Genomic DNA, 24197 nt, shown 5'->3' on the forward strand with positions numbered 1-24197 from the left:
CACATGGACTATTTAGGTATTGGTGTACTTATTATTGGAATCGCTTTTGCAATCGTCTCCATTTTCCTTATAAAAGCGTTGAATAACTTGGCAGGAGTCCTTGGAGGGGTACAAAAAACTGTCGATCAACTGCCGGATCAATTGGATTCTGTCATGAAAGAGACGACAGGGGTTCTGCACAACAGCAATGATACACTAGCAGACGTCAATGAAAAGATTCGGGCTCTCAGTCCTCTTTTCTATATCGTTGGAGATATTGGTGAGTCGTCCAGAAAGCTTACTTCATCTCTTGTAGATATGACCTACTCATTGAAACAAACGACACATGAAGGCGAACAAAAGATCAATGAAGAGGGATGGAGAGGTATTTATGGGGCTCTTGCATTGACTTATTACTTTTCACAAAAGCGAAAAGAAATGAAGGCTGCTCAATTGGAGACCCCATCCTCATGAAGGCACTCGAATGGATCATCGGCATCACCGCCGGTTTTGTCAGTGGATTAGCTCTGAGGGTATGGATCAAAGAACCTTCCATTTCAAAAATGAAGTATGATCGCAAAAAAGAGGAATTTTACGAAACAGGTAGAAATCAGTATGAAGACCTGCAAGCGACAAAAGAAAAATTACGGATCGAGGCAGAAAAAAACTTAACATTTGAAAGGGGAACATCCTAATGGAAAACCAAAATGTAAACCAGCAACCACAAGCGGAAACACCTAAGAAAAAAGGCAACAAAAAACTACCGATTGCTATTTTGACAGGAGCATTAATCGGCGGAGCTGTCATCCTTATTAAAGATCCAAAAGAAAGAAAACGGTTGAAAGAAAGCACTCGTTCAACAAAAGACGCGGTGTCTGACTATGCTTCTGAAGTAAAAGAAGATCCATCAGCAAAAAAAGATGACCTTGTCACCCGCGTCCGAAATGTCGTAAACATTGTAAGTGAAGCTGCCGCAACCGTTCAGGACGTATTTAACAACCAAGGTAAAGAAATTGCGGATAAAGCTAAAGATATTAAGGAAGAATCTGAAGAAATTATTAACACAGCGAAAGATGCTGGAGAAGATTTGCAGGAAGTTGGCGATAAAGCAAAGGAAGCGAAAAGTGAGATTACAGATGATTCCGAAGAGGATCGTACATCAGTCTCTGAAGAAAAAGTCGTTGAAGTAAACCCTCAGCGTTAATCCATAAGAAAGTGAAAAGGCTCAGCATAGGAAAATGCTGAGCCTCTTTTCTATGACATAACGACCTTATCCATACCTGGGACTTCATAAAATTCTAAAAGGATCTTCGTTTTCTTTTTCACGTTTAGTCTGTAAGTTCCGTCAACTGAAGCGAAGATGCCGCAACTTTATCGACTGCCCCATTGATTTCCTCAATAACCTGAGCGAATTGTTCCAGTTCTGATTCAATGCCGGCATTATAAGCTTTATTCTGCCCCATAGCCGATACGATTTCAGTGAAGAACTGATTGATCTGCTCCATGCTTTCTGCACCTTCCGATATCATTGTGTTGATGTTGCCGACATTACTTGAAACGTTGTGAATTTGCCCACTTGTTGCTGTGATCAACTCCGATACCTCAGCCACAGAATTCTGCGTCTGCTCCGATAGTTTACGCACCTCATTCGCAACTACGGTAAAGCCTGCACCGTGCTCGCCGGCCCTTGCTGCCTCAATCGACGCATTCAATGATAGCAAGTTCGTTTGCTCCGCAATCGAAGAAACAATCGTTACAATTTTACTTATTTCTTCAGAAACATGCTTTAATTTCTCCATATCCCCTGATATTTCATTGATGTTTTCTTGAATTTGGTTCATTTGCTTCTGTTGGATTTCCAGACGATGCTTTCCGTCCATGGATTGCTGCTCGACTTGTTGCGCAACTTGCGATCCTTTTTTCGAGTCACCGACAATCTTATCCGTCTGTTCTGTCAGTTGTTCAGTCGATGCACTGGCTTGCTGAGAGACAGCTGCCACTTCTTCAGACATTAGATCGACCCTCCGATAAGCTTCTTCTCTTCTCTCCACTTCCTGTTGTCGCCATTCTTCCGCTTCTGTTTGGAACATTTCCAAGACAAGCTGCTGTTCAATATTCAGTATTTTGGTCGTTGATCGCAACGCCTGAACATAATGAGCACGAGGCAAATCCTGTTCATAAATATCCATAAACGATAATAAAAGGTCTTGAAAAGCACACATGTACCACTTCGGCTCCAAACCGATTTTCAAATGAACTTTAGCAATTCGTTTTCTTTTCTCAATGAACTCGGTATCAATAGTACCGTTGAACATTTCTTGAACATGAACACTTAACGTCTGCTTCAATCTGTTTACGGAACTGTTGTCATTGATGATCCTTTTTAAGGAAGGTTCATTTTCCAAGTTTTTATAGAATTGCGTTACGATTCGATCAATGTGATGGCTGATGACTGGCTTTAAGGATTGTAGGATGGCGAGATCCTGTTTACTTAGATGAACCATTTCAAACTGTTTATGTAGATCTGATTCTTCTGGCACGTCTATGCTTCCTGTGAACCCTTCTCCAAGCGGTCTCACTTCTTCTTTTTTCTTCGTCATGAATAAACCCATGTTCATCCTCCTTAATTTGACTCTCTCCTACTAATATCGACTCAAACGGACGAACAGTTAAGCCCCCTCCTTCTTCCACAAACGCCCCCTTTTGTGGAAGACTCAGTTTCGAGATGTTCCCGGGGTTCGTTGCCTGGTTGAGCGTCAGGGGTGGTTGGGAAGCAACTCGTCTAGCTCCATCGCCCAGACACTCGCGTCATAAGCAAAACAGCAACGGAATGAAAGGGCACATTCCGTTGCTGTTCTGCTTATGCCAGTCGTGTCTACCAGGGCGATTCCGCATTTGAACACTTTCCTGTGAGGGAGTGGCGAGCTTCCTCGGGCGGTCTGCCGCACTAAGGGATCTCGTCGATCTCCTTTCTCCCACGGGAGTCTCGCAGCTTCCCAACCACCCCATTCGATCATGTGAGAAACGAACCCCTACACCAAGAAGGAGCAACTTCCACCATGACCACCTATAGTAAGAGAGCGCTCTATAACAAGCGGTTATGAGCTCTCTCCATACCATGGAGATATTTGTTATAGCTCCCAATATGTATAGTAAGCGCCTAATTCTGAAAGTGGTTTCGAGACACATATATGGCAAAGGGGCGGAGGGGAATGGCGAGACTCCTACCTTAAGTGTGGAGGTGCCTCGATCAGCGGCGTATGGACTGGACTGAGCTGGCGGAGATAAAGGAAACACGAAGAACGGAGTGATTCGATGTTGACTTATCGTACAGAAGCGAGGGAAGTCTCACTAGCCGCTTGGCACCGAAACCGGATATCACGAAGAAAAAAGTGCAGGGTGAGACCCCACAGGACGCAGTCCGAGGAGGATCACCGCGCTCCCGCGGAAAGCGAGTCATTCCCTGCAGCCCCATCCACTCAACAAAAGTCTCGAAATCGAGTCTTCAAGAATCCTGCCATATAGTTGGATTTCAGGGGGGTATGAAAAATAAGAAAATCCCCCATACGGCTCAAGGCCGTATGGGGGATCGGGTTACGCGTCAGCGTCGTATCCTAAACGCTCACGGTCGATGTACTCATTTGGAACTTCTCCAAAGTGGGTACTGTGGTTTTTGAATTGAGCTTTTCGGCCATTCCGGTGTTCACCATGGTTCTTTCTTTCCTTGAACTGGCGATCCGGTTTTTTCTCCTTGTTGCCCATCCTAATCACCTCGTGTAAAACAAAATGTCTTACAAGGTTATTATGTTTCCGTCACTCGATATTATTCATGAATTTGAAACGAAGGTTCGTGTGTGCCCCAGTTCTCTAAATGCCTGCGAAACAGAGCCATGACAACCAAATGAGCTTTCGCCTGGGTATATTTGTATAAAAACCATGGCAGTGATGGCATGTAATCATGAATAGCTACTATCGCTTCATCTTTACCCGGAATCTTACGAAATTCAAGTCTTCCTCTGACGTTTTTCTCTTTATTGGTCAAACGGCCTCCGTCTATATAATATAAGGCACGGTCCTGTGTACTTCTTTCAGCTGAATAAGTGAGTTCAAGCAGAGGAGTATCGTTAAAAATCACCCCGATTTTACAACAATGGGTTTCATCAACGGTCGTATTCACCCATGGATTTAAGACCTTTTCCAGCCATTTCACATAGTACTTCCCTATCCAGTCTGCAGAATGTCCTTGAGGTAGCGGAATACGTTGAACAGACCGGACATCATCCTGCATGGCAGGGAGGTTAGGTCTGTACGATTTTGCTTCGCTCTGCTTTTCTTCCTCTTTCAACGCCCATTCGGCGGCTTCTTCGAAAGGAGTGTTCCCTTCACTAATTCCTTCCACTTTGTTGTGAGGATGTGTAACCATCGGATGAATCAGACTTTCTATAAGAGGATATACCATTTCTTTTGGAGAGCCTGTCACAAGCCTTACCCATAGTTTTGATAGGTCAATGGTCAAGAAGGGAACATTGACCATAAAAGGTTTCCTGCCCATAACCCCTGCTACTTTTTCCATCATCTCATCATAGGTCATCACGTCAGGCCCCCCAACATCTATGGAGCGCCCTTTCAAATTTTCTTCACCGATACTTTGTTCCATGGACCCGATGACATCGGGTAAAGCAATAGGCTGCGTTTTAGTTTTCGTCCATTGCGGGAGAACCATAAAAGGAAGACGCTTGACTAACTTCTTCAATATCGGGAATGAAGACCCTCTAGGACCAACAATAAGTCCTGCCCGTATCGTTGTCACAGGCACTCCGTAAGCTCCTAGAATCTTTTCTACTTCCAACCGACTCTTCAAGTGACGAGAAAGTCCTGATTCCCCTTCAGGAATGATTCCGCTTAAGTAAACGATTTGCTTTACCCCTACTTTTTTTGCTGCTTGAGCGAAATTATCAGCAAGGATGACATCCATGTCTTCAAAAGAGCCTTGTGTCAATTTGGCTGAGGGCATCATCGAATGCACCAGATATACAGCGATATCCGCCCCATCCAGTCCTTTTTCTGCATCAGCCATGGAATATAAGTCACACGTTCGCCAGGTCACTTGGTCACGATCTTCCTTCTTATCGCCACTCCTGGAAAGGGCGATGATGTCAGAACGCTCCTTCAACTTTTCCATCAAATTTTGTCCTATATACCCACTCGCCCCAGCAAGAGCGACTACTCTCTTCTTTTCCACACCGTCACTTCCTTTTCGTTTTTTAACCCTAGTACCCTAAGCCGCTCGATACGTAACACCTATCCTTTGAGCAATCCTAAATGATATGTCAGGATTGTGTAAGGCTCGATTTCGAGATTTTCGTTAAAGAAAAGAAAAATCTTCGACTTATGGCTATTTTGAGGCCCTAAAAAACCTTTTTATCAAGGGATATGTGGATGGCCTTAATAAAGAGCGTTTGAGAGTGAAGCAACAACGTTGACATCCTAAATCACATGCCTTATGGTACCCTAGTAAACCTTAGTAAACCAATAAGCATTAACCTATTTAAATAACATGAAAAAGGAGGGTTCACCATGAGTAAGTTGTGGAGAATCTACACACAAACATCATTAATTAAAAAAATTACCGTAGCCTTGGTCCTCGGTGTATCTGTCGGTCTTCTGTTTGGGAAAGAAGCTGCTGTTCTAGCTCCTTTTGGTGACCTACTTCTCCGTCTATTGAAATTTATCATTGTACCGTTGATTCTGTTCACCCTTATTGTAGGAATCAATCAGACCAACATCGGTTCCTTGGGACGGATGGGAGGAAAGGTTTTCCTTTATTATTTGGGAACATCTGCACTCGCCATGATCGTGGGTGTGTCTGTTGCCACTCTGTTTAACCCTGGTACAGGGATGAGCCTTGGAAATGAAACGGTCGATGTTCCTGAAAACCCTGGAGTCACAAGTGTACTCTTAAACATCGTACCGGAAAATATCCTTGTGGCCTTAACCGAAATGAATTTGCTTGGAATTATTTTCACGGCCATCGTTTTTGGTTTGGCACTCTCTTACATGCGATCTACCAATACTTATCAAAGTTTGGGAGGTCACCTGTTCAAAGTCATTAACGGTTTGAATGAAGCGACTTTAATCGTCATGAAGGGGATCCTTCAATATGTACCCATCGGTATTTTTGCCATTATCGCTGAAGTTGTGGGTACACAAGGAGCAAACACGTTATTGGAGTTAGGAAACTTCATTGTTGTTCTTTATGTAGGCTTAGTTGTACAGTTAGCTATTTATATCCTTTTCCTATTTATTAGTAAGCGCAAGCCGGCGGCCTTTTTCAAGGAAGCCCGTACTCCTATGTTAACAGCCTTTGTTACACAGAGTAGTTCTGGTACGCTGCCTGTCACCTTAAATGCAGCGAAAAACCTGGGCTTGAATAAAAGCTTATATGGATTCAGCCTTCCTTTAGGAGCGACGATCAATATGGATGGGGCAGCGATACGGATTGCTGTGTCTGCTGTATTCGCTGCTAATATTATCGGAGATCCATTAAGCTTTGTCTCAATCCTTCAAATCGTCCTGGTAGGAACACTCGCCTCGGTCGGGACAGCCGGAGTTCCGGGAGCCGGAATCATTATGATTGCGACTGTGTTCTCTCAAGTTGGGCTGCCAATGGAAGCCGTTGCGCTCCTTGCATCCGTGGACGTTCTAATCGGTATGGGGGCAACAGCCTTAAACGTAACCGGTGACCTTGTTGGAACCACAATCATTAATAAAACTGAAAAAAATCAATCCTAAACAACCCCAATCCCCCGTCCTACACAGACGGGGGATTTTTTTATTACTAAATGTTGAGGTGGGCCTTGCGTGCCACTCCCAATTCCGGAATCATCTTATGGACACAACTGCCCTAAGAAGCTCAGCATCAACATAGGCTTATTCATCCCTTGCCCTTCACATGAACAAGTGTGTCATCCAAAAAAATTTTATAAAAATGTAGTTTCAACAAAAGAAATACGCGGGAAAGTGAGTAAATGTTAAAAAATAATGAATTGGGAAAACATCCCCCTGTAAGAAAGAGGTGACCATATGACTCCGAACGAAATAGGCTTCGCACTTCTATACATCGGTGTCTTCCTTTTGATCGGAAAAATCATCCGAGTCAAATGGACGTTATTACAAAATTTATTCTTACCTTCATCCATTATTGGAGGGTTTCTCGCACTCTTCCTGGGTCCACAAGTACTTGGTAAATTCATGCCTGAAGACAGCTTTCTTTCAAATGGGATCATGACGGCATCTATTATTGAGGTTTGGTCGGCTCTTCCTGGACTTATGATTAATGTCGTTTTTGCTTCTCTTTTTCTCGGAGCTGCCATTCCGAAGTTAAAAGATATCTGGTATTATGCGGGTCCGCAGCTGGCTCTTGGATGGTCTGTCGGATGGGGGCAATATGTAGTCGGAATCACGCTCGCTGTCCTGATCTTAGTACCTTTTTTTGACCTCCCTGCCATGTCAGGCGCTTTGATTGAGGTTGCGTTTGAAGGTGGTCACGGGACAGCAGCAGGTATGGCGAGCACATTCGAAGAGCTTGGCTTTGCAGAAGCTTTTGATTTAGCCATTGGACTTGCTACAATCGGTGTTTTATCTGGTGTCATTTTTGGAATCATCCTTATCAACTGGGGCGTTCGTAATAAAAAAACGAAAGTCATTGAAGACGTAGAAGACTTTTCTGATTTGAGAAAGCGTGGAGTTATGGAGTACCAGAATCGTGAGCCTGCAGGAAAAATGACCTTGCGCCCGGAATCGATTGAACCGCTATCTTTCCATTTGTCTATTGTATTCATCGCGATTTTAATCGGTTGGTTATTGTTGCAAGGGTTGATTGGGCTTGAGTCTGTCACCATCGGTTCTGACTTTATGAGCTATATTCCATTGTTCCCACTCGCCATGATGGGAGGAATCGCTCTTCAAATCTTTTTCAGCAAGAAGGATAAATACAACCTTGTCGATCGAAGAATGATCAACAGAATTCAGGGACTTGCGCTGGATATCCTAATTCTGACGGCCATCTCTACCGTCTCATTGGATGTCATCGGTGAATACTTCGTTCCATTCGTCATTCTAGCGTCTGCGGGAATTGCCTGGAACTTGTTCGGCTTTCTCGTGCTTGCTCCAAGAATGATTCCACAGTACTGGTTCGAACGTGGAATTGGTGACTTTGGACAATCCATGGGTGTCACAGCGACGGGGCTACTACTGATGCGCGTTGTCGACCCTGACAATAAATCTCCTGCTTTTGAAGCATTCGGATACAAGCAACTCTTTTATGAACCCTTCTTGGGTGGAGGCTTTGTAACCGCCTTGTCCGTTCCGTTCATTGCTCAATTTGGACCGTGGCCCACGCTGATTGTAGCGGTAGCCATGACTGCAGTCGGTATCTTTTTCGGACTCTTTTACTTTGGTAAACAAAAAGCAACCTAAAAAAACAACGTCTGCCCATGGGTAGACGTTGTTTTTTTAGCAGAAAATTATACAAAGAATAAATAGATGGTCACTAAAAGAAAAAGCAAAAAGGCCACAGACGTCATATAAACAATAATCCTGTTCGATGATACGAAGCGGTTCTCATTGATATTCTTCCGAGTATGATAATAATTCACAGTCGCACCGATAATCGTCATTAAACCGAGAAAGAGAGAAGAAATACTCACGAGCATAGCCAGACCGTTCGCCAAATCCCCGGCTGTCTGTAAGGCTGACATATGTACCGTCGTTGCTAAAAACCCAATTCCTACAAGGGCAATACTTGTTCGAATCCAGGCTAAGTAGGTACGCTCATTGGCTAAATGCTGCTGGATGAGCTTTCTTTCATCTTCCATGATTCCCGCCTCCTCTTTCTGTTATCTCTATCTTACAACGTCACAAGCAACTCATGCACGAATCCTCGCTTTTGTTAATATAAGACTGTCACAAAATATACACACAGGGGTATATTGTATTTAAGGTCAGCACGGAGTAAGCTATAGATATGTCTCAATGTGAATGAATTCACATTGAGGGGAGAAGGGGAGGGTTAAGATGGCAAAAAAAATTATCATTGTAGGCGGTGTGGCTGGCGGTGCAACTGCTGCAGCCAGATTAAGACGCCAAAGTGAAGAAAATGAAATCATCATGATCGAGAAAGGACCTTACATTTCTTTTGCAAACTGCGGTTTACCCTATTATATAGGAGAAGTAATCACCGATCGAGACAAGCTCCTTGTCCAAACCGTTGAAGGAATGTCAAAGAAGTTCAATCTCGATATACGCAACCTTAGTGAAGCGACAGAAATTAACCGTGAGAAACAAACGCTCACCATTCGCAAAGTGGATACTGGAGAAACATATGAAGAAACATACGATACTCTCATACTATCTCCTGGTGCGAAGCCTATAGTTCCATCTCTCAAAGGAATACAAGAAGCAGAAAATTTGTTCACTCTACGTACAGTTCCTGATACAGATAAGATTAAAGCGTGGGTGGACGAAAGAACACCTGAACGGGCAGTCATAATAGGTGGAGGGTTCATCGGTCTTGAAATGGCTGAAAACCTTCTCCAACGCGGTGTGCAGGTGTCCATTGTTGAACTTGGTAACCAGGTGATGCCCCCACTTGATTACGAAATGGCAAGCATAGTTAACAAAGAACTGAAAAGCCATGGAGTGAACTTGATTTTCAATGACGGTGTCCACGCATTTGAAGACCAGGGTAGAAAAATCCTTTTACAAAGCGGCCGTTCCATGAATAGCGATTTAACCATTTTATCCATTGGCGTCAAACCTGAAAACGACCTTGCTAAAAAAGCGGATCTCGACATCGGAGCCCGCGGCGGTATCCTCGTAAATGAACACCTTCAAACGGAGGATGAGAACATTTATGCAATCGGAGATGCGATAGAAGTCAAAGATTATATCCAGCAAACCTCTACGTTGATCCCACTTGCCTGGCCAGCCAACCGGCAAGGGCGCTTGGTTGCCGACCACATCCATGGTCAACCCGTATCCTATTCGGGTACATTGGGAACATCTGCAGCAAAAATTTTCGACCTTACCGTGGCGACTACAGGAAATAACGAAAAGCTTTTGAAAGATCTTTATAAAGATTATGAAGCCATTCATATACACCCAGCTTCAAACGCATCCTATTACCCTGGCGGAAGCCCAATATCCTTGAAGTTACTTTTCGATCCGAACACAGGAAGAATACTAGGAGCACAAGGTGTCGGCAAAAAAGGAGTAGAGAAAAGAATCGACGTGATCGCGACAGCCATCAAAGGGGAATTGAAAGTAACAGATTTGGCAGATTTAGAATTGGGCTACGCCCCTCCCTTCTCATCCGCTAAAGACCCTGTGAACATGGCAGGTTACGTTGCTTCAAATGTGATGAATGATGAGGTGTCCGTCTTTCACTACCATGAAGTAACGGACCTCCTTGCAAAAGGTGAGATCATTTTGGATGTCAGAGAATCAAAAGAAAGGGAGTACGGAGCCATTGAAGGGTCTATCAATATTCCTTTAGGAGAATTACGGGACCGATTGAATGAATTGCCTAATGATCGCACTGTTTATGTACACTGCCAGGTCGGTTTAAGAGGGTATCTGGCAACAAGAATCCTCACACAAAACGGTTTTCATGCCAAGAATTTGAGCGGTGGTTACAAAACTTATGAAGGCGCCGTCCAAGCATAAGGAAAAGGAGGGGCATCATCATGCCCCTCCTTTTATTTTTGCAACGCTGCTTTGTACCGTTCGTAATAGCTCTCAACATTATTCAATAACAACAACTCGGTATATAAGTAGGCTTTCATATTAAAGTCAGAGAAATCGATGTTCGTCAGCTCCTGGATTTGCTTGATTCTGTAATTCAGCGTATTCGGATGAATGAACAATTCATTTGCTGTCTGCTTTCCTTTTCCGTTGTTTGCAAGGTACGCTTCCAAGGTGAAAAGAAGCTCCGTCTGCTTCCTCGTATCGTTTTTAATCAGTGTCAGAAGATCTTCACTGTAATAATCCTCCGAACTGTTTTTCTCGTACAAGGCTGCTAAGTATCGGTAAAGGCCCAGCTTGGAAAACTCACGCGGCATCGTTTCAGGGCGTGGCCCAATGAAGTTTGCTGTTTCAATAACTTCCAACGCCTCGAGGAAACTTTTACGCATATAATAAATCTTTGTGTATTCCTTCCCAACGCCTATGAGGAAATGATAAAAATTTTCCTCTCCTGTTTCCACTTTAACAACCTCTATGAGGTCTCTTGCGATATCCCTTGATGAAAAACGATCCGACTCCCTGCCCTCGATGAACAGGATCAACTGAAATTCGGTTTTCAAGTAATACAGATGTCGATTCGTCCGAAAACGATTGACCGTGCTTTCCAGATCATCCAGCATCGACTTATATTGTGGAGCCGTCACAGAGAAAACGACGATGGAGAATCGCTCCGGGATCTTAAGTTGAGCGAGAGAGGCATCATGACGAAACTGACTCTCACTGGGGTATTCGTGATGAAGCAGCTGCCAAAGAAGCTCCTCTTTTCGTCCTTCTTTTGCGTTCTCTTTCATGAACTGGTCATAGATCAACTTCCCAAGATGACCGGTGATTTCCTCTAAGAATTGCATTTCTTCTGCGTTTAAGGATAGCTCCGATTCCTGAATCCACACGTATCCAAGCGTATGTCCAAGGTGCTTGGCCGCAATGACAACACGCTGTTGGAATCCAAGGTCTTCCATAGGATGAACACGAATAGGTTCCGATTGTTTTTCCAGACGAGTAACGATGCCTTCTTTCTTTAAACGATCGATAATAAAGATCGGGCACTTTTTAGAAAGAATCGTTTTCTGCTGTGTCTGATCGAAATCATCAAACGTCGAACTATAGGCAATTAATTCAAAATTCTTATTTTCAATAATGACAGGCTTCTTCAACTTTGAACTGATCAGCTCTGTCGCTTTATGAATATCTTCTGCCTGAAGGATCAATTCTTTGACTTCCATAGGAATCCTGACCTTTCCGAGTAGGTTGAATGTCATGTTTCGTTACCCTCCATTATATCGGTTGTGGATGGAAAGAAAAAGAAATATATCAAAGACATCTAGAATACCGCTTTGCTTGAACACCATAGCTGAGCGTTTGTTACGCGAGAATGACTCGATTCTTTCATAGGTAGGCGAAACCCAGGGACGTCGATCTCTGGGAGGCTTTCCAAGCGAGTGTTCTCATCCAGTCAGCATTCTTACAAAAGATGTTATGAATATTGAAGATCGGAAGCTATGAAAAAGGCTCCCCCAAGTTTGGGAGAGCCTTAGGATTTATTTAAAACATTTCTGAGATCGTCTTCGCCTGCATGTGAAGAGCCAGGTAATCAGGGCCACCGGCTTTGGAGTCTGTTCCACTCATCTTGAAGCCGCCAAATGGCTGATATCCAACAATTGCTCCAGTACAGTTACGGTTGAAGTACAAGTTTCCTACGTGGAAATCGTATTTCGCTTTTTCAAGGTGGTCACGGTTATCGGAGATGACCGCACCTGTAAGACCGTATTCTGTGTTGTTGGCAATGTCGATCGCTTCATCAAAGTTCTTCGCTTTAGTGAAACAGACGACTGGTCCGAAGATCTCTTCCTGCTGCATGCGGGAGTCTGGAGCAAGATCTGCAAAGACCGTCGGCTCGATAAAGTACCCTTTCGAGTCGTCTCCTTTACCGCCTGTAACGAGACGTCCTTCTTCTTTACCGATTTCGATGTAGCTCATGATCTTATCATAAGCACCTTGATCGACGACTGGACCCATGTAGACATTCTCTTCAGAAGCGTTCCCGACGGTCAGCTGCTCGGCACGTTCTTTTACTTTTTCCAACACTTCGTCATACACATCCTCATGAACGACGGCGCGGGAACCGGAAGAACATTTTTGACCGGAGAATCCGAATGCAGATACGATGATGGCATCAACCGCCGTTTCGATATTCGCTTCTTTATCGACAACGACGGTGTCTTTTCCGCCCATTTCAGCGATCACTTGCTTCAAGTGATTCTGACCTTCTTGAATCTCTGCAGCACGCTTGATGATGCGTGTTCCGATGTCGCGGGAACCTGTAAAGGAAATCAAGGCTGTTTTCGGGTGGTCGACAAGATAGTCACCAACTTCCCCGCCGCTTCCTGGAACAAAGTTCAAGACGCCTTTCGGTAGACCTGCTTCTTCCAATACTTCAACAAATTTTGCAGCAATGACCGGGCTGTTACTTGCCGGCTTCATAACGACAGTGCTTCCTGTCACTAGTGGAGCAACCGTAGTACCTGCCATGATTGCAAAAGCAAGATTCCAAGGCGGAATGACGACTGCAACGCCTGTGGATGTATAGATATAGCGGTTTTGCTCGCCAGGACGGCTTTCTACCGGCTTCCCTTCTTTCAACTCGATCATCTGACGGCCGTAGTATTCAAGGAAGTCAATCGCTTCTGCCGTATCGGCATCGGCTTCTTTCCATGGTTTCCCTACTTCATACACGAGATAAGCGGAAAACTCATGCTTACGACGACGGATGATGTGAGCTGCACGGAATAGAAGCTCAGCGCGGGCACGCGGATCCCATTTTCTCCAGTCTTCAAAAGCAGTCGCTGCCGATTGAACGGCTTTTTCGGCTAAGTCTTCGTTCGCTTTGGATACGGTCCCTACAACCTGCTTCGTGTCTGCAGGGTTTGTGGAGGTAATCGTATTGTCTGTACGAATGCGATCGCCATCGATGAGAAGATCATGATGCTGCCCTAATTCTTCTTTCACTTGCTTCAATGCTTCCTCGAAAGCTTTCTTGTTTTCTTCAATTGTAAAGTCTGTGAATGGTTCGTGTTTATAAGGCTGGACCATGATAAAATTCCCCTTTCTAATGTGTAGAAGTTTTTATTTACTGAAAACACCTTTTAATGCAAAGGCGATATTCGCTGGTCTTTCAGCGAGCCTTCTCATGAAGTACCCGTACCAATCTTCTCCATAAGGAAGATACACTCTTACTTTGTAGCCTTCCTTTAGAAGGTCTCTCTGCATTTGATTTCTCATGCCATAGAGCATCTGAAATTCAAAAAGATCTTTTGGGATGTTGTGTTCTTCCACAAGTTTTTTCGTGTAATCGACCATCGCATCATCGTGGCTTGCAATGGCTGTATAGTTGCCATTCAACAAGTTTTTCTCGATCAGATGCTTCAAATTATCGTCGACGAGATGTTTCTCAGGAAAAGCGACTTTCCCTGATTCCTTATAAGCCCCTTTCACAAGGCGCAAGTAAGGTTGACATTCATTTAGACGATCAAGGTCCTCATCAGAGCGATAAAGGTAAGACTGAACGACCGTCCCCAAGTTCGGGTAGTCCTTTTTCAACTCCTGGTAAATATCTAAGGTAGCCCCGCATCGTGACGAGTCTTCCATATCAATGGTGACCGTAATGTCATGCTTTTGGGCTTCTTTCAAAATCATTTCCATATTTTCCATAACCAGCTCGCGACTGATGTCCAGACCAAGCGATGTCAGTTTAAGAGATACTTCCGATTGCAGCTGATTACTCGCAATCTGTTGAATGCTACGGATGCATTCTCCTGCACGATCTCTGGATTCCTCTTCACAGTCTACAAATTCCCCTAAATGGTCGACCGTAACGACCAAACCCTCCTGGTTCAATTGCTGTATTAATGGAATTGCCTGGGAGAACGTTTCTCCCCCTACTATCTTGTCAGCCCCAAATTTACTGCCAAAGCGCTTAGCAAAGCGATCTAACAACTTATTGTTGGAAAGGTATAAGAAAAAGTTCTTACTGATGGCTTCCAAGATCACCACACCCTTTCATCATTCTCCTATTGATTCACCAATGGGTTCGTTAGGTGGAATGGAAGTAATAATCTTTTAACTGTTAAGAAAATTGTAACGAATAGCGCTTACATTAGGCAACGTGTAGCAAACACAAAGATAACCCGCTAGTTTTATAGTTTAAACACAAAAGCCGCCCACCCTTGTTTATGAAGGCGACTCAGCGGGAACACACAACATTTTTACAATAATACCCATTATTTTCAGTGGTCGTATATTAGAAATGACTTAAAAATTTTCATAAGTGTTTCACGGGGTTAATGGTAATTTAAGTAAGACCTGGTACGCCAGGATTTGTAAATGTCTAGCTTTCTTCTTTTTTGACTAGAATGGAAAGTGATTTGATAGAAGAATGGGGTGTCACAATGAGTGATTATATTGTTTCTCTGCACTGGATTTATACGTTTGTTATGCTGGCTGGAGCCTTGACGTTCGTCTATTTAAGTCGGAACCCACGTGGTGTACCTAAGTATGAGTATGTCATTGCCATCATTATTCCATCATGGTCGGGCGCGGCTTACTTATCGATTGCCTTAGGGCAGGGATTACTCGAACGACCGGATAAGACCGTTTTTTTCGCACGCTACTTGGACTGGGTGGTAACGACGCCCCTCCTATTGCTCGCACTCGCTTTGACCGCAATGTATTATCAAAAGAAAAAAGACAAAGCATTGATTGCAGCGTTAATAGCAGCTGACGTATTTATGATTCTAACCGGGTTGATCGCTAGCTTTTCCTCCGAGTCTATTAAATACATTTGGTATATCCTCGGTGTGGTCGCTCTCGTCATCATCCTTTATCTGATTTGGTATCCATTGAGAAAGATTGCCATTAAAGGTGGGACAAAGCTGAAGAAACATTACCAGCGAACAGCTGCTTATTTGACTGTCTTCTGGGTCTGTTACCCAGCCGCCTGGCTCTTAGGACCATCTGGAACCGGATGGACACAGCAGGCAACCGAAACCACAGCTTTCATCATCCTTCCCATCCTTTCCAAGATCGGATTCACCCTCATTGATGTTGGAGGTCTGCGACAGCTAGCCCCTCCAAGCAATGAAGAATGATGAAATGGAAATATATGTATGATCTGGTCTGTGAAAATATGTAAGACCTAGTCAACCAGAATAGGTCAACCAGAATATGGATGTATGGATCCAAAAATCCTAAATTCCAGGACATAAAAAAACCGAAAGCCTGAAAGGAAACCTTTAGGCTTTCGGTTTTTTATTTCATGACTAGCACGGGGCAGGAGGAGTGCTGGACGACGTTATTGCTCACACTTCCCAAAAACAACTTCTTCACTTTCCCAAGTCCGCGGTTTCCGACGATAATCAAGTCCACCGTGTGCTCCTCCGCATATTTACAAATACTAAATCCAGGATTTTCTTCTACATTACTTACAATGACCTCTGTAACGACACCCACTTGTGATGAAGCCATTTGTTCTTTCAGCACATCCATTTCTGAACGCAGCTGATCCGCTATTTCATCCCCTATACTATGGGAGACCGCAGCATTTGTGGCCGGTCCTGTGGGTTTAACGACTGATACGATATGAATTTCCCTATTAGGCGTTTCACACGGCTGATTCCTTGCTTCCCATACCGCTTCCCTACTCAAGTCACTCCCATCATACGCAACGAGAATCCGTTTGGTCATGGGGGACCCTCCTTTAATAGAGTATCGTTTCATACTTCTATTATACCACAAAGAAAGCGCTTACTTAATGGTCGTTTCCTCTCAACCTAAACTTCACTATCCATGCCCACCTCCTAAGAATAGACAATCACCCATGACAAGTGTCATATAAATGTCCTGACGTTTATGTCTTATAAATTTCAGGAGTTTTTCCTATCATAAGTAACATGAAGAATTATGAAGGAGTCGTTATTATGAACAAGGATAAACAACGAGAGCTGAAGAAGAGCGTTTCAGCCTTTGCGAAACCTGATACAAAAGCAGGAATCCTCCAGTTAATTAATACAGTCATCCCGTTTATATTGTTGTGGGTATTAGCCTATGCGAGCTTATCCCTCTCTGTATGGCTTGCTGTTCCTGTAGCTATGATGGCCGGTGGATTCGTCATTCGTCTTTTCATCATCTTCCATGATTGTACGCACCAGTCGTTTTTGAAAAGCCAAAAGGCCAACCGCATCATCGGAACGATTACAGGCATTCTGACGTTGTTTCCTTTTGACAAGTGGAAACGAAGCCATTCGATTCACCATGCAACCAGCGGAAACTTAGACAAACGTGGTACCGGGGACATATGGGTCATGACTGTGGACGAGTATATAGAAGCATCGTGGAAAGAAAGACTCGCTTACCGTCTTTATCGCAACCCAATCGTCATGTTTGGCTTCGGTCCTCTTTACTTGTTCCTTGTCTCCAACCGTTTCAACCGAAAAGGCGCGAAAAAGAAAGAGCGCATCAATACGTATGTAACAAACCTAGCAGTTGTCGCTCTGTACAGCTTGCTCATCTTTGCGATTGGATGGGAAGCCTTCTTAATCATTCAAATTCCGGTCCTGTATGTATCCGGTGTTCTAGGCATCTGGTTGTTTTATGTACAGCACCAATTCGAAGATTCCTACTTCGAAGACGAATCCGAATGGGATTTTGTAAAAGCAGCCGTCGATGGAAGCTCTTATTACAAGCTTCCTAAAGTTCTTCAGTGGGTGTCCGGTAATATCGGCTTCCACCACGTGCATCACCTGAGCCCAAGGGTTCCGAACTATGCCTTGGAAGAAGCTCATGAAAACACTCCGCCACTGAAACATGCGACCACAATTACGTTAGCAACCAGTCTCGAATCGATTCGATTCAGGCTGTATGACACAGAAAATAAAACATTCGTATCCTTTAAGGAAGTGAAATCACTTTTGAAAAAGAAGCGGGTAGCGATGCTGAATCAAAGGCAGCCAAGCTTCCAGGATGAATGAAGAAGATGAAAAGTCCATTCCCTCGAATGGGCTTTTCCTTTATGCTATAAAAAAGGAGGTGCACACGCGTGCAGAACTGGTATCAAATCATTCCCAAAAATACAGGGCTTAGCATTTACGTCTGGATCATTTTTTGTCTGTTGCCCTTTTTCTTCATCTTTCGTTCCTCATCCATATACGAAATGCTGTTCGGCATTTTGATGACGCTGATCTTCTTCCTCGCATACCGTCTGTCGTTCATATCCAACAGCCGATTCGTCTATTTATGGGTAAGTGTTGAAATGGTCATCAGCATCGTCATGACGGCCTTGTTCGGATACATTTATTTTGCCTTATTTATCGCCTATTTCATCGGTAACATCAAACATCTCGGCGGCTTTTTATCTCTTTATATTGTCCATTTGACGACGACGTTGATTGCCATCACGACAACCTTCATTTATCAAATAGATTCTCTATTCCCGAACCTCCCCTTCATAATTATCACGGTCATCGGGGTCATCCTGCTTCCATTCACCGTCCGGTATCGGAACCAGCAACAAAAACTTGAGGGGGAATTGGAAGATGCGAATGAACGAATTTCTCAACTGATGGTCATTGAAGAGCGCGAAAGGATTGCGAGAGACCTCCACGATACACTTGGACAAAAACTTTCAATGATTGGTTTGAAAAGTGACCTGGCTCGCAAGTTGATGACGGTTCATCCGGAAAAAGCCAATAAAGAAGTGGAGGATATCCGCAACACAGCCCGGACAGCTTTGAAGGAAGTCAGGGAGATGGTATCGAATATGAAAGGGACGAAGCTTGAAGACGAAATCGTCCGCGTCCAGCAGATTATCGAAGCCGCGGAAATGAATTTCCAATTCGAAGGTGATCCCCATGTCACCAATACCCCGCTTCTCGTAGAAAATGTGCTAAGCATGTGTTTGAAAGAAGCAGCGACGAATACTGTGAAACACAGCAAAGCAACGACCTGCCGCGTGACCATCCACCAAACCCCAACGGAAATTCTTATCACCATTGAAGATGATGGAAAAGGACTCCCTACTTCGTTGGATCCTTTTCGTGGCAATGGGTTACAAGGCATGCGGGAGCGACTCGAATTTGTAAACGGAAAGCTTGAAATCGAATCAAAAAATGGCACGAAACTACAATTCCACGTTCCAAACGTTATCAAGAACAAAGAAAAGGAGGGATAAGCATGATCCGGATCGTCATTGCCGAAGACCAGCGCATGCTTCTTGGCGCCCTTGGAGCTCTTCTCGACTTAGAGGACGGCATGGAAGTTGTAGGCCAGGCTCAAAACGGAGAAGAGGCCTGTGAGCTCGTAAAAAAATTAAATCCTGATGTGTGCATCATGGATATTGAGATGCCTGTGAAAGATGGGTTGGATGCCGCTGAAGAATTATATGAAGAACCTTGTAAGGTGATCATTTTGACAACGTTTGCCCGTCCCGGCTACTTTGACCGCGCACGCCGGGCAGGTGTCAGTGGATATTTGCTGAAAGATAGTCCAAGTGAAGAACTGGCCACAGCCATTCGAAAAATTACCAACGGACAGCGCATCTTTGACCCAGAACTCGTCGACATGGCGTTCACACAGCAAAACCCATTAACAGAACGTGAGCGTGAGGTGATCCAACTGATGGCCGATGGGAAAAACACCAAAGACATTTCTCAGGAGCTGTTCATCACCCCAGGGACCGTTCGGAACTATGTTTCTGTGATTTTAGAAAAACTAGAGGTCAGCAACCGCATCGAAGCGATCTCTAGATTCAAAGAAAAAGGCTGGTACAAAAAATCCCGCTGATTCCTTTTTATTCATCTACTCCAGTAATAAACCTCGGCCTTTTAAGGGACGAGGTTTTTGGATTTAAAGCGATCATGGTGGACTTGTTCTTTTAGTTGCGCTGGCAAGCTACAATGCCCATTCTGCCGTTTGGGGAACATATTCGATTGATCTGTTCAGCGTACGGAGAGTCACGTTGTTTTTTCAAAAGAGGACCATATTGAAAAACAGATCCTTGAACATTTATACAACGCGTTCTTCTCCATTTACCATTCTCACTAAAATAGATGCCCTTTAACGCTTACTCATCGATCACCGTTAGATTTGTAACTTATTCAATTTCTCTCAACTCTTCAAACCTAAAATAGATGAACACTGAATAAAGAGTCACTAAAATCGCACCGACAGCCATAATGTGATGGATGGAGACACCTAAAGCTAAAACCCCTGACGTTAAAGCATAGCTGACGGGAATCAGTCCCATGGAGGCAAGTGAAATGAGACCCATCACCCGCCCAAGCATCTTCTCTTCAATCAAACTTTGTATTGCGGCAATGAATGGGATATTGGACCCTGATAAGGCGAAGCCGAAAATCCCAAGACAAAGAATACTCATCCAGATTTCTGTCGTAAAGCTGAGTCCTGTAAACGCGATCCCAGCAATAATCAAAGCAAGAATGCCGATTTTACCCCTATTTTTTCTCACATTGAACACACCAACCACAACGGAACCAAAGAGCATCCCTACAGCCAAACCTGCCTCAAGAAAGCTGAAATCCATCGCGGTTCCTTCTAAAACAGTCTTTACAAACAACGGAAGCCCCATCGTCAAAGGGCCGACTAAAAAAAGATTCATGAAAATCGTTGTCAACACAACAAGTGAAATGACGCGTGAATGCTTTACATAGAGCAGCCCTTCCTTAAAATCATCCCAAAATCTTTTCTGTTCCTCCGATCCTTCTCGCACCTTGGGTACACGCATGAAGGAAATCAAAACACTCGCAACAATGAGCATGACCGCCGTTGTAGTAAACACAATTTCATAGTTTCCAAAGGCAATGAGAACTCCTGCAAGCATAGGAGCAAGGATAAATGATGTCTGATTAGTCATCTGAATGATCGAATTCCCTCTTGTTAGATTTTCTTTATGAATAATCGAAGGAATGACAGCACTTTCCGCTGCCCAGAAAAACGAATCCAGAATACCGAAGAAAAAAGCGAACGTCACAAACGTCCATAACGTGATTCCTCCGAAGAGAAACCATACGACAAGACCAATGAGCAGCACTCCACGAATAAAATCAGACAAGAACATAATCTTCGCCTTATCAAAGCGATCCGCGACCGTTCCACTGATAATCATAAAAAGCACACGTGGAATACTGACGGCAATATACAAAAAGCCCAGCGAAGCTTCTAAACCTAAGACATTGACGACATACCAGCTCTGGGAAAAAAGGAAAAAGGAGATGCCAAAACTTGATAAAAGCGCCGCGCCCCAAAGAAGTAAAAAATTTCGATTCTTGAATATGGAGGGAATCTCTCTCGTTTCCGTTTCTGACTGTTGCAATGCGATGTCATTAACTGTCATCTGAACCACACCTTCGTTTTATATTGGTTGATTCAATTGTATAAAACCTTCATGCCATCAACGATGTGCCAGAGAATGATTCCCCATCCGCCCCGAGACTGATTTCTTAAACCTCCTCCATAAAAGCTCCCGATTGCGGAAGACCCAGCTTCAAAATGTTTGTGTGAGGTTCTAGGGGCTGCGGGGAATAAATCGCTTTCCGCGGGAGCGCAGTGAGCCTCCTCGGACTACGTCCTGTGGGGTCTCACCCTGCACTTTTTTCCCGCAGGAAAGCGAGTGGCTTCCCAACCACCCCTTACTCTCAAATCAGCAACGATCCCCGAAAAGTCTCGAAACTAAGTCTTCCACAATCCTGCCAGATTGCTTAAGATAAGAACCAAAGAAATTTTGTCGAATCGTTTGTTCCCTTGTCATTCTACTTGTAAGATTTAGATTTTTTTGATACCCTTTCACTAACTAAATATTTTCTTATTTCAATTGATTTTGAAGTAAGGATAGAGGTGCAATGACATGAGTACACGTTTCGGAGGAGAATGAGCTCCTGAGATGAAGGTGGAAAGGGGAAATTGCCGAAGCGAAAGGGATCTCATCTCCCTGCTGCTGGTTCTGCTGCTGAACAAGTACAGGACTGTCATATAGGAAACTATATGGAGGGCTATCTTACGCAGGAACGGCTAAAAGTTTCTACGGCAGCAGCGACGCCCTCGTTGTTGCCGTTTTTATTTTTACTGCCGTAGGGCCCTCACAACCTCGAACGTATACAAAATTCTAAACAAAGGTGTGTGAGGTTATGAATTTCGGCCAAGTATTAACAGCGATGGTGACCCCATTTGACAGGGAAGAAAACATCGATTTTGAAGCAACGCGAACGTTAGTCAACCATTTGATTGCCAACGGTTCGGATGCCCTTGTTATTGCAGGAACAACAGGTGAATCACCGACATTGACGACAGAGGAAAAAGTGAGCCTCTTTAAATTCGTTGTCGAAGTCGTTGACAGAAGAGTGCCTGTCATTGCAGGTACCGGATCCAATAACACAAGAGCGTCCATTCAATTGACTGAAAAGGCTGAGGAGGCGGGAGTTGACGCCGTCATGCTCGTGACCCCTTATTACAACAAGCCAACACAAGAAGGTCTTTATCAGCACTTCACTACGATTGCCAAATCCACTTCACTTCCTGTGATGCTTTATAACATTCCAGGCAGAAGTGTCGTCAATATGGAGCCTGCGACTGTCATTCGCTTATCACAAATTAAAAATATCGTTTCCATCAAGGAGGCAAGTGGAGACCTTGATGCAGCGACGGAAATCATTCGTGAAACGTCCGCAGATTTTTCTGTGTATAGTGGTGAAGATTCCAATACGCTTCCATTCGTATCGATCGGAGGTACAGGAATCGTCTCTGTATCTTCTCATGTCATCGGAAATGAAATGCAGCAGATGATTCAAAGCTTCCGCGAAGGCGATTTTGCTTTTGCCGCCCGTCTTCACCAAAAGCTTGTTCCGGTCATGCATGCCATCTTCTCTGCCCCAAGCCCTTCCCCTGTGAAAGCGGCGCTTCGTGCGAGAGGCGTGGAGGTTGGCGGAGTCCGTCTTCCCCTTCTGCCGCTCTCAGAAGAGGAAGAAAAGCATGTGCTCAGCGAACTTGTAAAAGTGCAGCCAAAAGAAGCCGTTACCGCTTCATAAGAAAAACCGCCCAATCCGGGCGGTTTTTCATTTTTTGTGAACAATCTCATCGATGATTCCATATTCTTTCGCCTCGTCTGCACTCATGAAATAATCACGGTCCGTATCTTCGGCCACCTTTTCGACAGGCTGCCCAGTTCTTTCTGCGATGATTTCATTGATGTGCTGCCTTAACTTAATGATGCGTTTCGCCGATATTTCAATGTCAGCCGCCTGACCCCGTGCGCCACCAAGCGGCTGATGAATCATGATTTCACTATTAGGTAAGGCGAATCGCTTCCCTTTTGTCCCCGCCAGTAGAAGCATCGCTCCAAAAGATGCTGCCATCCCCGTACAGATCGTTCGTACCTCAGGCTGAATGTACTGCATCGTATCCAGAATCGAAAACCCTGCAGTTGTCGATCCACCTGGACTGTTGATATATACGGAGATATCCTTATCGGGATCATCGGCTGCGAGGTATAAGAGCTGGGCGACAATGCTGTTAGCCATATGATCGTTGATTTCTTCACTCACCATCACGATCCGGTCCTTCAAAAGTCGAGAGTAGATGTCATAGGACCTCTCCCCTCTGCTCGTCTGTTCAATGACATACGGAATGGTATTCATTAAATTTCCCTCCTTTACACTGCTAAAGAGAGGACGTTCAAAGGTGAATCTGGATACTGACTTCTGGAAGCAGGTTTGAGGAGAAGCGGAATTTTTTCAATTAGGACCGTTGGATCTTGTATGGTCAGCGTTCTGATTAACGTTTGGTAGAGAAGGTCGTCTTCTGATCGGGTTCGTATGACCTGAAGCCTTCCCGATTCCCGACATCTATGCAGATTATCCCGCGATCGCTTCAATAACGCCTTGACCCCTGTTTCTTTCATTTGAAGCAGCTCTGCAATTTCTCCAATTTTATATTGAAAAGCTTCCTTCAATACGAATGTGAGCATCTGCTTCACCGTCAAATTTTCTAGCAGAAGTTGAACCAATGTATCATCCACAGCCTCTTCTTTGTTTACAATGTCTTCCGATACCACTTTCATCAAGGTTTCCTCTTTATCCATACGCTTTTGGTCCACCCAAACATGGTAGGCGATTTTCTTAAGAAGAGCTGGTCGGACCTTCTCAGGATCATAGTGTTTAAGAGCCCTCGAAACGGCCTCCTGGGCAAGATCTTTCCCATCCCATCCATCTCGAGTTAAGAATAGACAATAGCGTAACAATTTGTCATAATCCTTTTCCATTTCCACAAGCCCCAGCTTCCCATTGAAAGCACTTGTACGCCGTTCCACCATTCACACTCCTTTCGACCTCTCACAGCTATAACGGAAAAATCCT

The 24197-nt window shown here is 44.2% G+C and carries 22 protein-coding genes and 1 riboswitch; of the genes, 11 read left to right on the forward strand and 11 right to left on the reverse strand.

Going from position 1 to position 24197, the window contains the following annotated elements:
- Positions 1-3 precede the first annotated feature (3 nt).
- From ACXACN_RS14245 to ACXACN_RS14255, 3 genes are read left to right on the forward strand one after another with little or no spacing between them, the layout of a single operon-like run.
- Positions 4-453 (forward strand): DUF948 domain-containing protein, encoded by a 450-nt coding sequence (locus ACXACN_RS14245; RefSeq protein WP_474965348.1) that lies wholly within the window; start codon positions 4-6, stop codon positions 451-453.
- Positions 450-674 carry a hypothetical protein gene (locus tag ACXACN_RS14250; RefSeq protein WP_474965350.1) on the forward strand — a complete coding sequence of 75 codons (225 nt, stop codon included), beginning with the start codon at positions 450-452 and terminating at the stop codon, positions 672-674. The genes ACXACN_RS14245 and ACXACN_RS14250 overlap by 4 nt, the downstream gene beginning before the upstream one ends.
- On the forward strand, positions 674-1183 hold the full coding sequence (locus ACXACN_RS14255; protein ID WP_474965351.1) for a YtxH domain-containing protein: 510 nt from the start codon (positions 674-676) through the stop codon (positions 1181-1183). The genes ACXACN_RS14250 and ACXACN_RS14255 overlap by 1 nt, the downstream gene beginning before the upstream one ends.
- A 124-nt stretch (positions 1184-1307) precedes the next feature.
- Here ACXACN_RS14255 and ACXACN_RS14260 read toward each other — a convergent pair whose 3' ends face one another.
- The 3 genes from ACXACN_RS14260 to ACXACN_RS14270 form a co-directional block, all read right to left on the reverse strand.
- The gene (locus tag ACXACN_RS14260) at positions 1308-2591 is read right to left on the reverse strand and encodes a globin-coupled sensor protein (RefSeq protein WP_474965353.1); all 1284 of its coding nucleotides are present in this window, start codon (positions 2589-2591) and stop codon (positions 1308-1310) included.
- 982 nt (positions 2592-3573) lie between these two features.
- Positions 3574-3741, reverse strand: coding sequence for a hypothetical protein (locus ACXACN_RS14265; RefSeq protein ID WP_474965354.1), 168 nt, complete (start codon positions 3739-3741; stop codon positions 3574-3576).
- A 61-nt stretch (positions 3742-3802) separates the two neighbouring features.
- Positions 3803-5221, reverse strand: coding sequence for an NAD(P)H-binding protein (locus ACXACN_RS14270; protein WP_474965355.1), 1419 nt, complete (start codon positions 5219-5221; stop codon positions 3803-3805).
- A 335-nt stretch (positions 5222-5556) separates the two neighbouring features.
- Between ACXACN_RS14270 and ACXACN_RS14275 the strand changes: the two genes are divergently transcribed.
- Positions 5557-6771 carry a dicarboxylate/amino acid:cation symporter gene (locus ACXACN_RS14275; protein WP_474965357.1) on the forward strand — a complete coding sequence of 405 codons (1215 nt, stop codon included), beginning with the start codon at positions 5557-5559 and terminating at the stop codon, positions 6769-6771.
- A 291-nt stretch (positions 6772-7062) separates the two neighbouring features.
- A complete protein-coding gene (locus ACXACN_RS14280; RefSeq protein ID WP_474965358.1) occupies positions 7063-8457 on the forward strand; it encodes a sodium/glutamate symporter in 1395 nt (464 codons plus the stop codon).
- A 47-nt stretch (positions 8458-8504) separates the two neighbouring features.
- Here the strand turns inward: ACXACN_RS14280 and ACXACN_RS14285 are convergent, their stop codons facing one another.
- Entirely contained in the window at positions 8505-8855 is a 351-nt protein-coding gene (locus tag ACXACN_RS14285) for a YidH family protein (protein WP_474965360.1), read from the reverse strand.
- Between the two features lie 199 nt (positions 8856-9054).
- Between ACXACN_RS14285 and ACXACN_RS14290 the strand changes: the two genes are divergently transcribed.
- Positions 9055-10704: an FAD-dependent oxidoreductase gene (locus ACXACN_RS14290; protein ID WP_474965361.1), complete on the forward strand. Its 1650-nt coding sequence runs from the start codon at positions 9055-9057 to the stop codon at positions 10702-10704.
- Between the two features lie 32 nt (positions 10705-10736).
- Here ACXACN_RS14290 and ACXACN_RS14295 read toward each other — a convergent pair whose 3' ends face one another.
- From ACXACN_RS14295 to ACXACN_RS14305, 3 genes are all read right to left on the reverse strand, one after another.
- Positions 10737-12041 carry a PucR family transcriptional regulator gene (locus ACXACN_RS14295; RefSeq protein ID WP_474965362.1) on the reverse strand — a complete coding sequence of 435 codons (1305 nt, stop codon included), beginning with the start codon at positions 12039-12041 and terminating at the stop codon, positions 10737-10739.
- Positions 12042-12324: 283 nt separating this feature from the next.
- Positions 12325-13872, reverse strand: coding sequence for an L-glutamate gamma-semialdehyde dehydrogenase (gene pruA / locus ACXACN_RS14300; protein WP_474965364.1), 1548 nt, complete (start codon positions 13870-13872; stop codon positions 12325-12327).
- A gap of 33 nt (positions 13873-13905) precedes the next feature.
- The gene (locus tag ACXACN_RS14305) at positions 13906-14823 is read right to left on the reverse strand and encodes a proline dehydrogenase family protein (protein ID WP_474965365.1); all 918 of its coding nucleotides are present in this window, start codon (positions 14821-14823) and stop codon (positions 13906-13908) included.
- Between the two features lie 404 nt (positions 14824-15227).
- Between ACXACN_RS14305 and ACXACN_RS14310 the strand changes: the two genes are divergently transcribed.
- Entirely contained in the window at positions 15228-15926 is a 699-nt protein-coding gene (locus tag ACXACN_RS14310; RefSeq protein ID WP_474965367.1) for a bacteriorhodopsin, read from the forward strand.
- Positions 15927-16086: 160 nt separating this feature from the next.
- Here the strand turns inward: ACXACN_RS14310 and ACXACN_RS14315 are convergent, their stop codons facing one another.
- The gene (locus ACXACN_RS14315; RefSeq protein WP_474965368.1) at positions 16087-16521 is read right to left on the reverse strand and encodes a universal stress protein; all 435 of its coding nucleotides are present in this window, start codon (positions 16519-16521) and stop codon (positions 16087-16089) included.
- 233 nt (positions 16522-16754) lie between these two features.
- Here ACXACN_RS14315 and desA point away from each other — a divergent pair, with 233 nt between their 5' ends.
- The 3 genes from desA to ACXACN_RS14330 all read left to right on the forward strand — a co-directional run bounded on the left by desA (position 16755) and on the right by ACXACN_RS14330 (position 19614).
- Positions 16755-17804 carry a Delta(5) desaturase DesA gene (gene desA / locus ACXACN_RS14320; RefSeq protein WP_474965370.1) on the forward strand — a complete coding sequence of 350 codons (1050 nt, stop codon included), beginning with the start codon at positions 16755-16757 and terminating at the stop codon, positions 17802-17804.
- A 68-nt stretch (positions 17805-17872) separates the two neighbouring features.
- Positions 17873-19003 (forward strand): sensor histidine kinase, encoded by a 1131-nt coding sequence (locus ACXACN_RS14325; RefSeq protein WP_474965371.1) that lies wholly within the window; start codon positions 17873-17875, stop codon positions 19001-19003.
- Positions 19004-19005: 2 nt separating this feature from the next.
- Entirely contained in the window at positions 19006-19614 is a 609-nt protein-coding gene (locus ACXACN_RS14330) for a response regulator (RefSeq protein ID WP_474965373.1), read from the forward strand.
- 310 nt (positions 19615-19924) lie between these two features.
- Here the strand turns inward: ACXACN_RS14330 and ACXACN_RS14335 are convergent, their stop codons facing one another.
- Positions 19925-21184: an MFS transporter gene (locus ACXACN_RS14335; RefSeq protein ID WP_474965374.1), complete on the reverse strand. Its 1260-nt coding sequence runs from the start codon at positions 21182-21184 to the stop codon at positions 19925-19927.
- A gap of 487 nt (positions 21185-21671) precedes the next feature.
- Positions 21672-21850: riboswitch (Lysine riboswitch) on the forward strand.
- Between the two features lie 124 nt (positions 21851-21974).
- On the opposite strand from ACXACN_RS14335, the gene dapA reads away from it, so the two are divergent.
- Positions 21975-22871 (forward strand): 4-hydroxy-tetrahydrodipicolinate synthase, encoded by an 897-nt coding sequence (gene dapA, locus ACXACN_RS14340; RefSeq protein WP_474965376.1) that lies wholly within the window; start codon positions 21975-21977, stop codon positions 22869-22871.
- A gap of 27 nt (positions 22872-22898) precedes the next feature.
- On the opposite strand, the gene clpP is transcribed toward dapA, so the two are convergent.
- Together clpP and ACXACN_RS14350 are read right to left on the reverse strand one after the other, a co-directional pair.
- Positions 22899-23480 carry an ATP-dependent Clp endopeptidase proteolytic subunit ClpP gene (gene clpP, locus ACXACN_RS14345; RefSeq protein ID WP_474965377.1) on the reverse strand — a complete coding sequence of 194 codons (582 nt, stop codon included), beginning with the start codon at positions 23478-23480 and terminating at the stop codon, positions 22899-22901.
- A gap of 14 nt (positions 23481-23494) precedes the next feature.
- The gene (locus tag ACXACN_RS14350) at positions 23495-24151 is read right to left on the reverse strand and encodes a sigma factor-like helix-turn-helix DNA-binding protein (RefSeq protein ID WP_474965378.1); all 657 of its coding nucleotides are present in this window, start codon (positions 24149-24151) and stop codon (positions 23495-23497) included.
- Positions 24152-24197 lie beyond the last annotated feature (46 nt).

Source organism: Halobacillus sp. AWM4_238 (assembly GCF_056158265.1).

Coding starts and splice junctions, on each gene's coding strand:
- ACXACN_RS14245 (WP_474965348.1), top strand. CDS start 4: ATGGACTATTTAGGTATTGGTGTACTTATTATTGGAATCGCTTTTGCA.
- ACXACN_RS14250 (WP_474965350.1), top strand. CDS start 450: ATGAAGGCACTCGAATGGATCATCGGCATCACCGCCGGTTTTGTCAGT.
- ACXACN_RS14255 (WP_474965351.1), top strand. CDS start 674: ATGGAAAACCAAAATGTAAACCAGCAACCACAAGCGGAAACACCTAAG.
- ACXACN_RS14260 (WP_474965353.1), bottom strand. CDS start 2,591: ATGGGTTTATTCATGACGAAGAAAAAAGAAGAAGTGAGACCGCTTGGA.
- ACXACN_RS14265 (WP_474965354.1), bottom strand. CDS start 3,741: ATGGGCAACAAGGAGAAAAAACCGGATCGCCAGTTCAAGGAAAGAAAG.
- ACXACN_RS14275 (WP_474965357.1), top strand. CDS start 5,557: ATGAGTAAGTTGTGGAGAATCTACACACAAACATCATTAATTAAAAAA.
- ACXACN_RS14280 (WP_474965358.1), top strand. CDS start 7,063: ATGACTCCGAACGAAATAGGCTTCGCACTTCTATACATCGGTGTCTTC.
- ACXACN_RS14285 (WP_474965360.1), bottom strand. CDS start 8,855: ATGGAAGATGAAAGAAAGCTCATCCAGCAGCATTTAGCCAATGAGCGT.
- ACXACN_RS14290 (WP_474965361.1), top strand. CDS start 9,055: ATGGCAAAAAAAATTATCATTGTAGGCGGTGTGGCTGGCGGTGCAACT.
- ACXACN_RS14295 (WP_474965362.1), bottom strand. CDS start 12,041: ATGACATTCAACCTACTCGGAAAGGTCAGGATTCCTATGGAAGTCAAA.
- pruA (WP_474965364.1), bottom strand. CDS start 13,872: ATGGTCCAGCCTTATAAACACGAACCATTCACAGACTTTACAATTGAA.
- ACXACN_RS14310 (WP_474965367.1), top strand. CDS start 15,228: ATGAGTGATTATATTGTTTCTCTGCACTGGATTTATACGTTTGTTATG.
- ACXACN_RS14315 (WP_474965368.1), bottom strand. CDS start 16,521: ATGACCAAACGGATTCTCGTTGCGTATGATGGGAGTGACTTGAGTAGG.
- desA (WP_474965370.1), top strand. CDS start 16,755: ATGAACAAGGATAAACAACGAGAGCTGAAGAAGAGCGTTTCAGCCTTT.
- ACXACN_RS14330 (WP_474965373.1), top strand. CDS start 19,006: ATGATCCGGATCGTCATTGCCGAAGACCAGCGCATGCTTCTTGGCGCC.
- ACXACN_RS14335 (WP_474965374.1), bottom strand. CDS start 21,184: ATGACAGTTAATGACATCGCATTGCAACAGTCAGAAACGGAAACGAGA.
- dapA (WP_474965376.1), top strand. CDS start 21,975: ATGAATTTCGGCCAAGTATTAACAGCGATGGTGACCCCATTTGACAGG.
- clpP (WP_474965377.1), bottom strand. CDS start 23,480: ATGAATACCATTCCGTATGTCATTGAACAGACGAGCAGAGGGGAGAGG.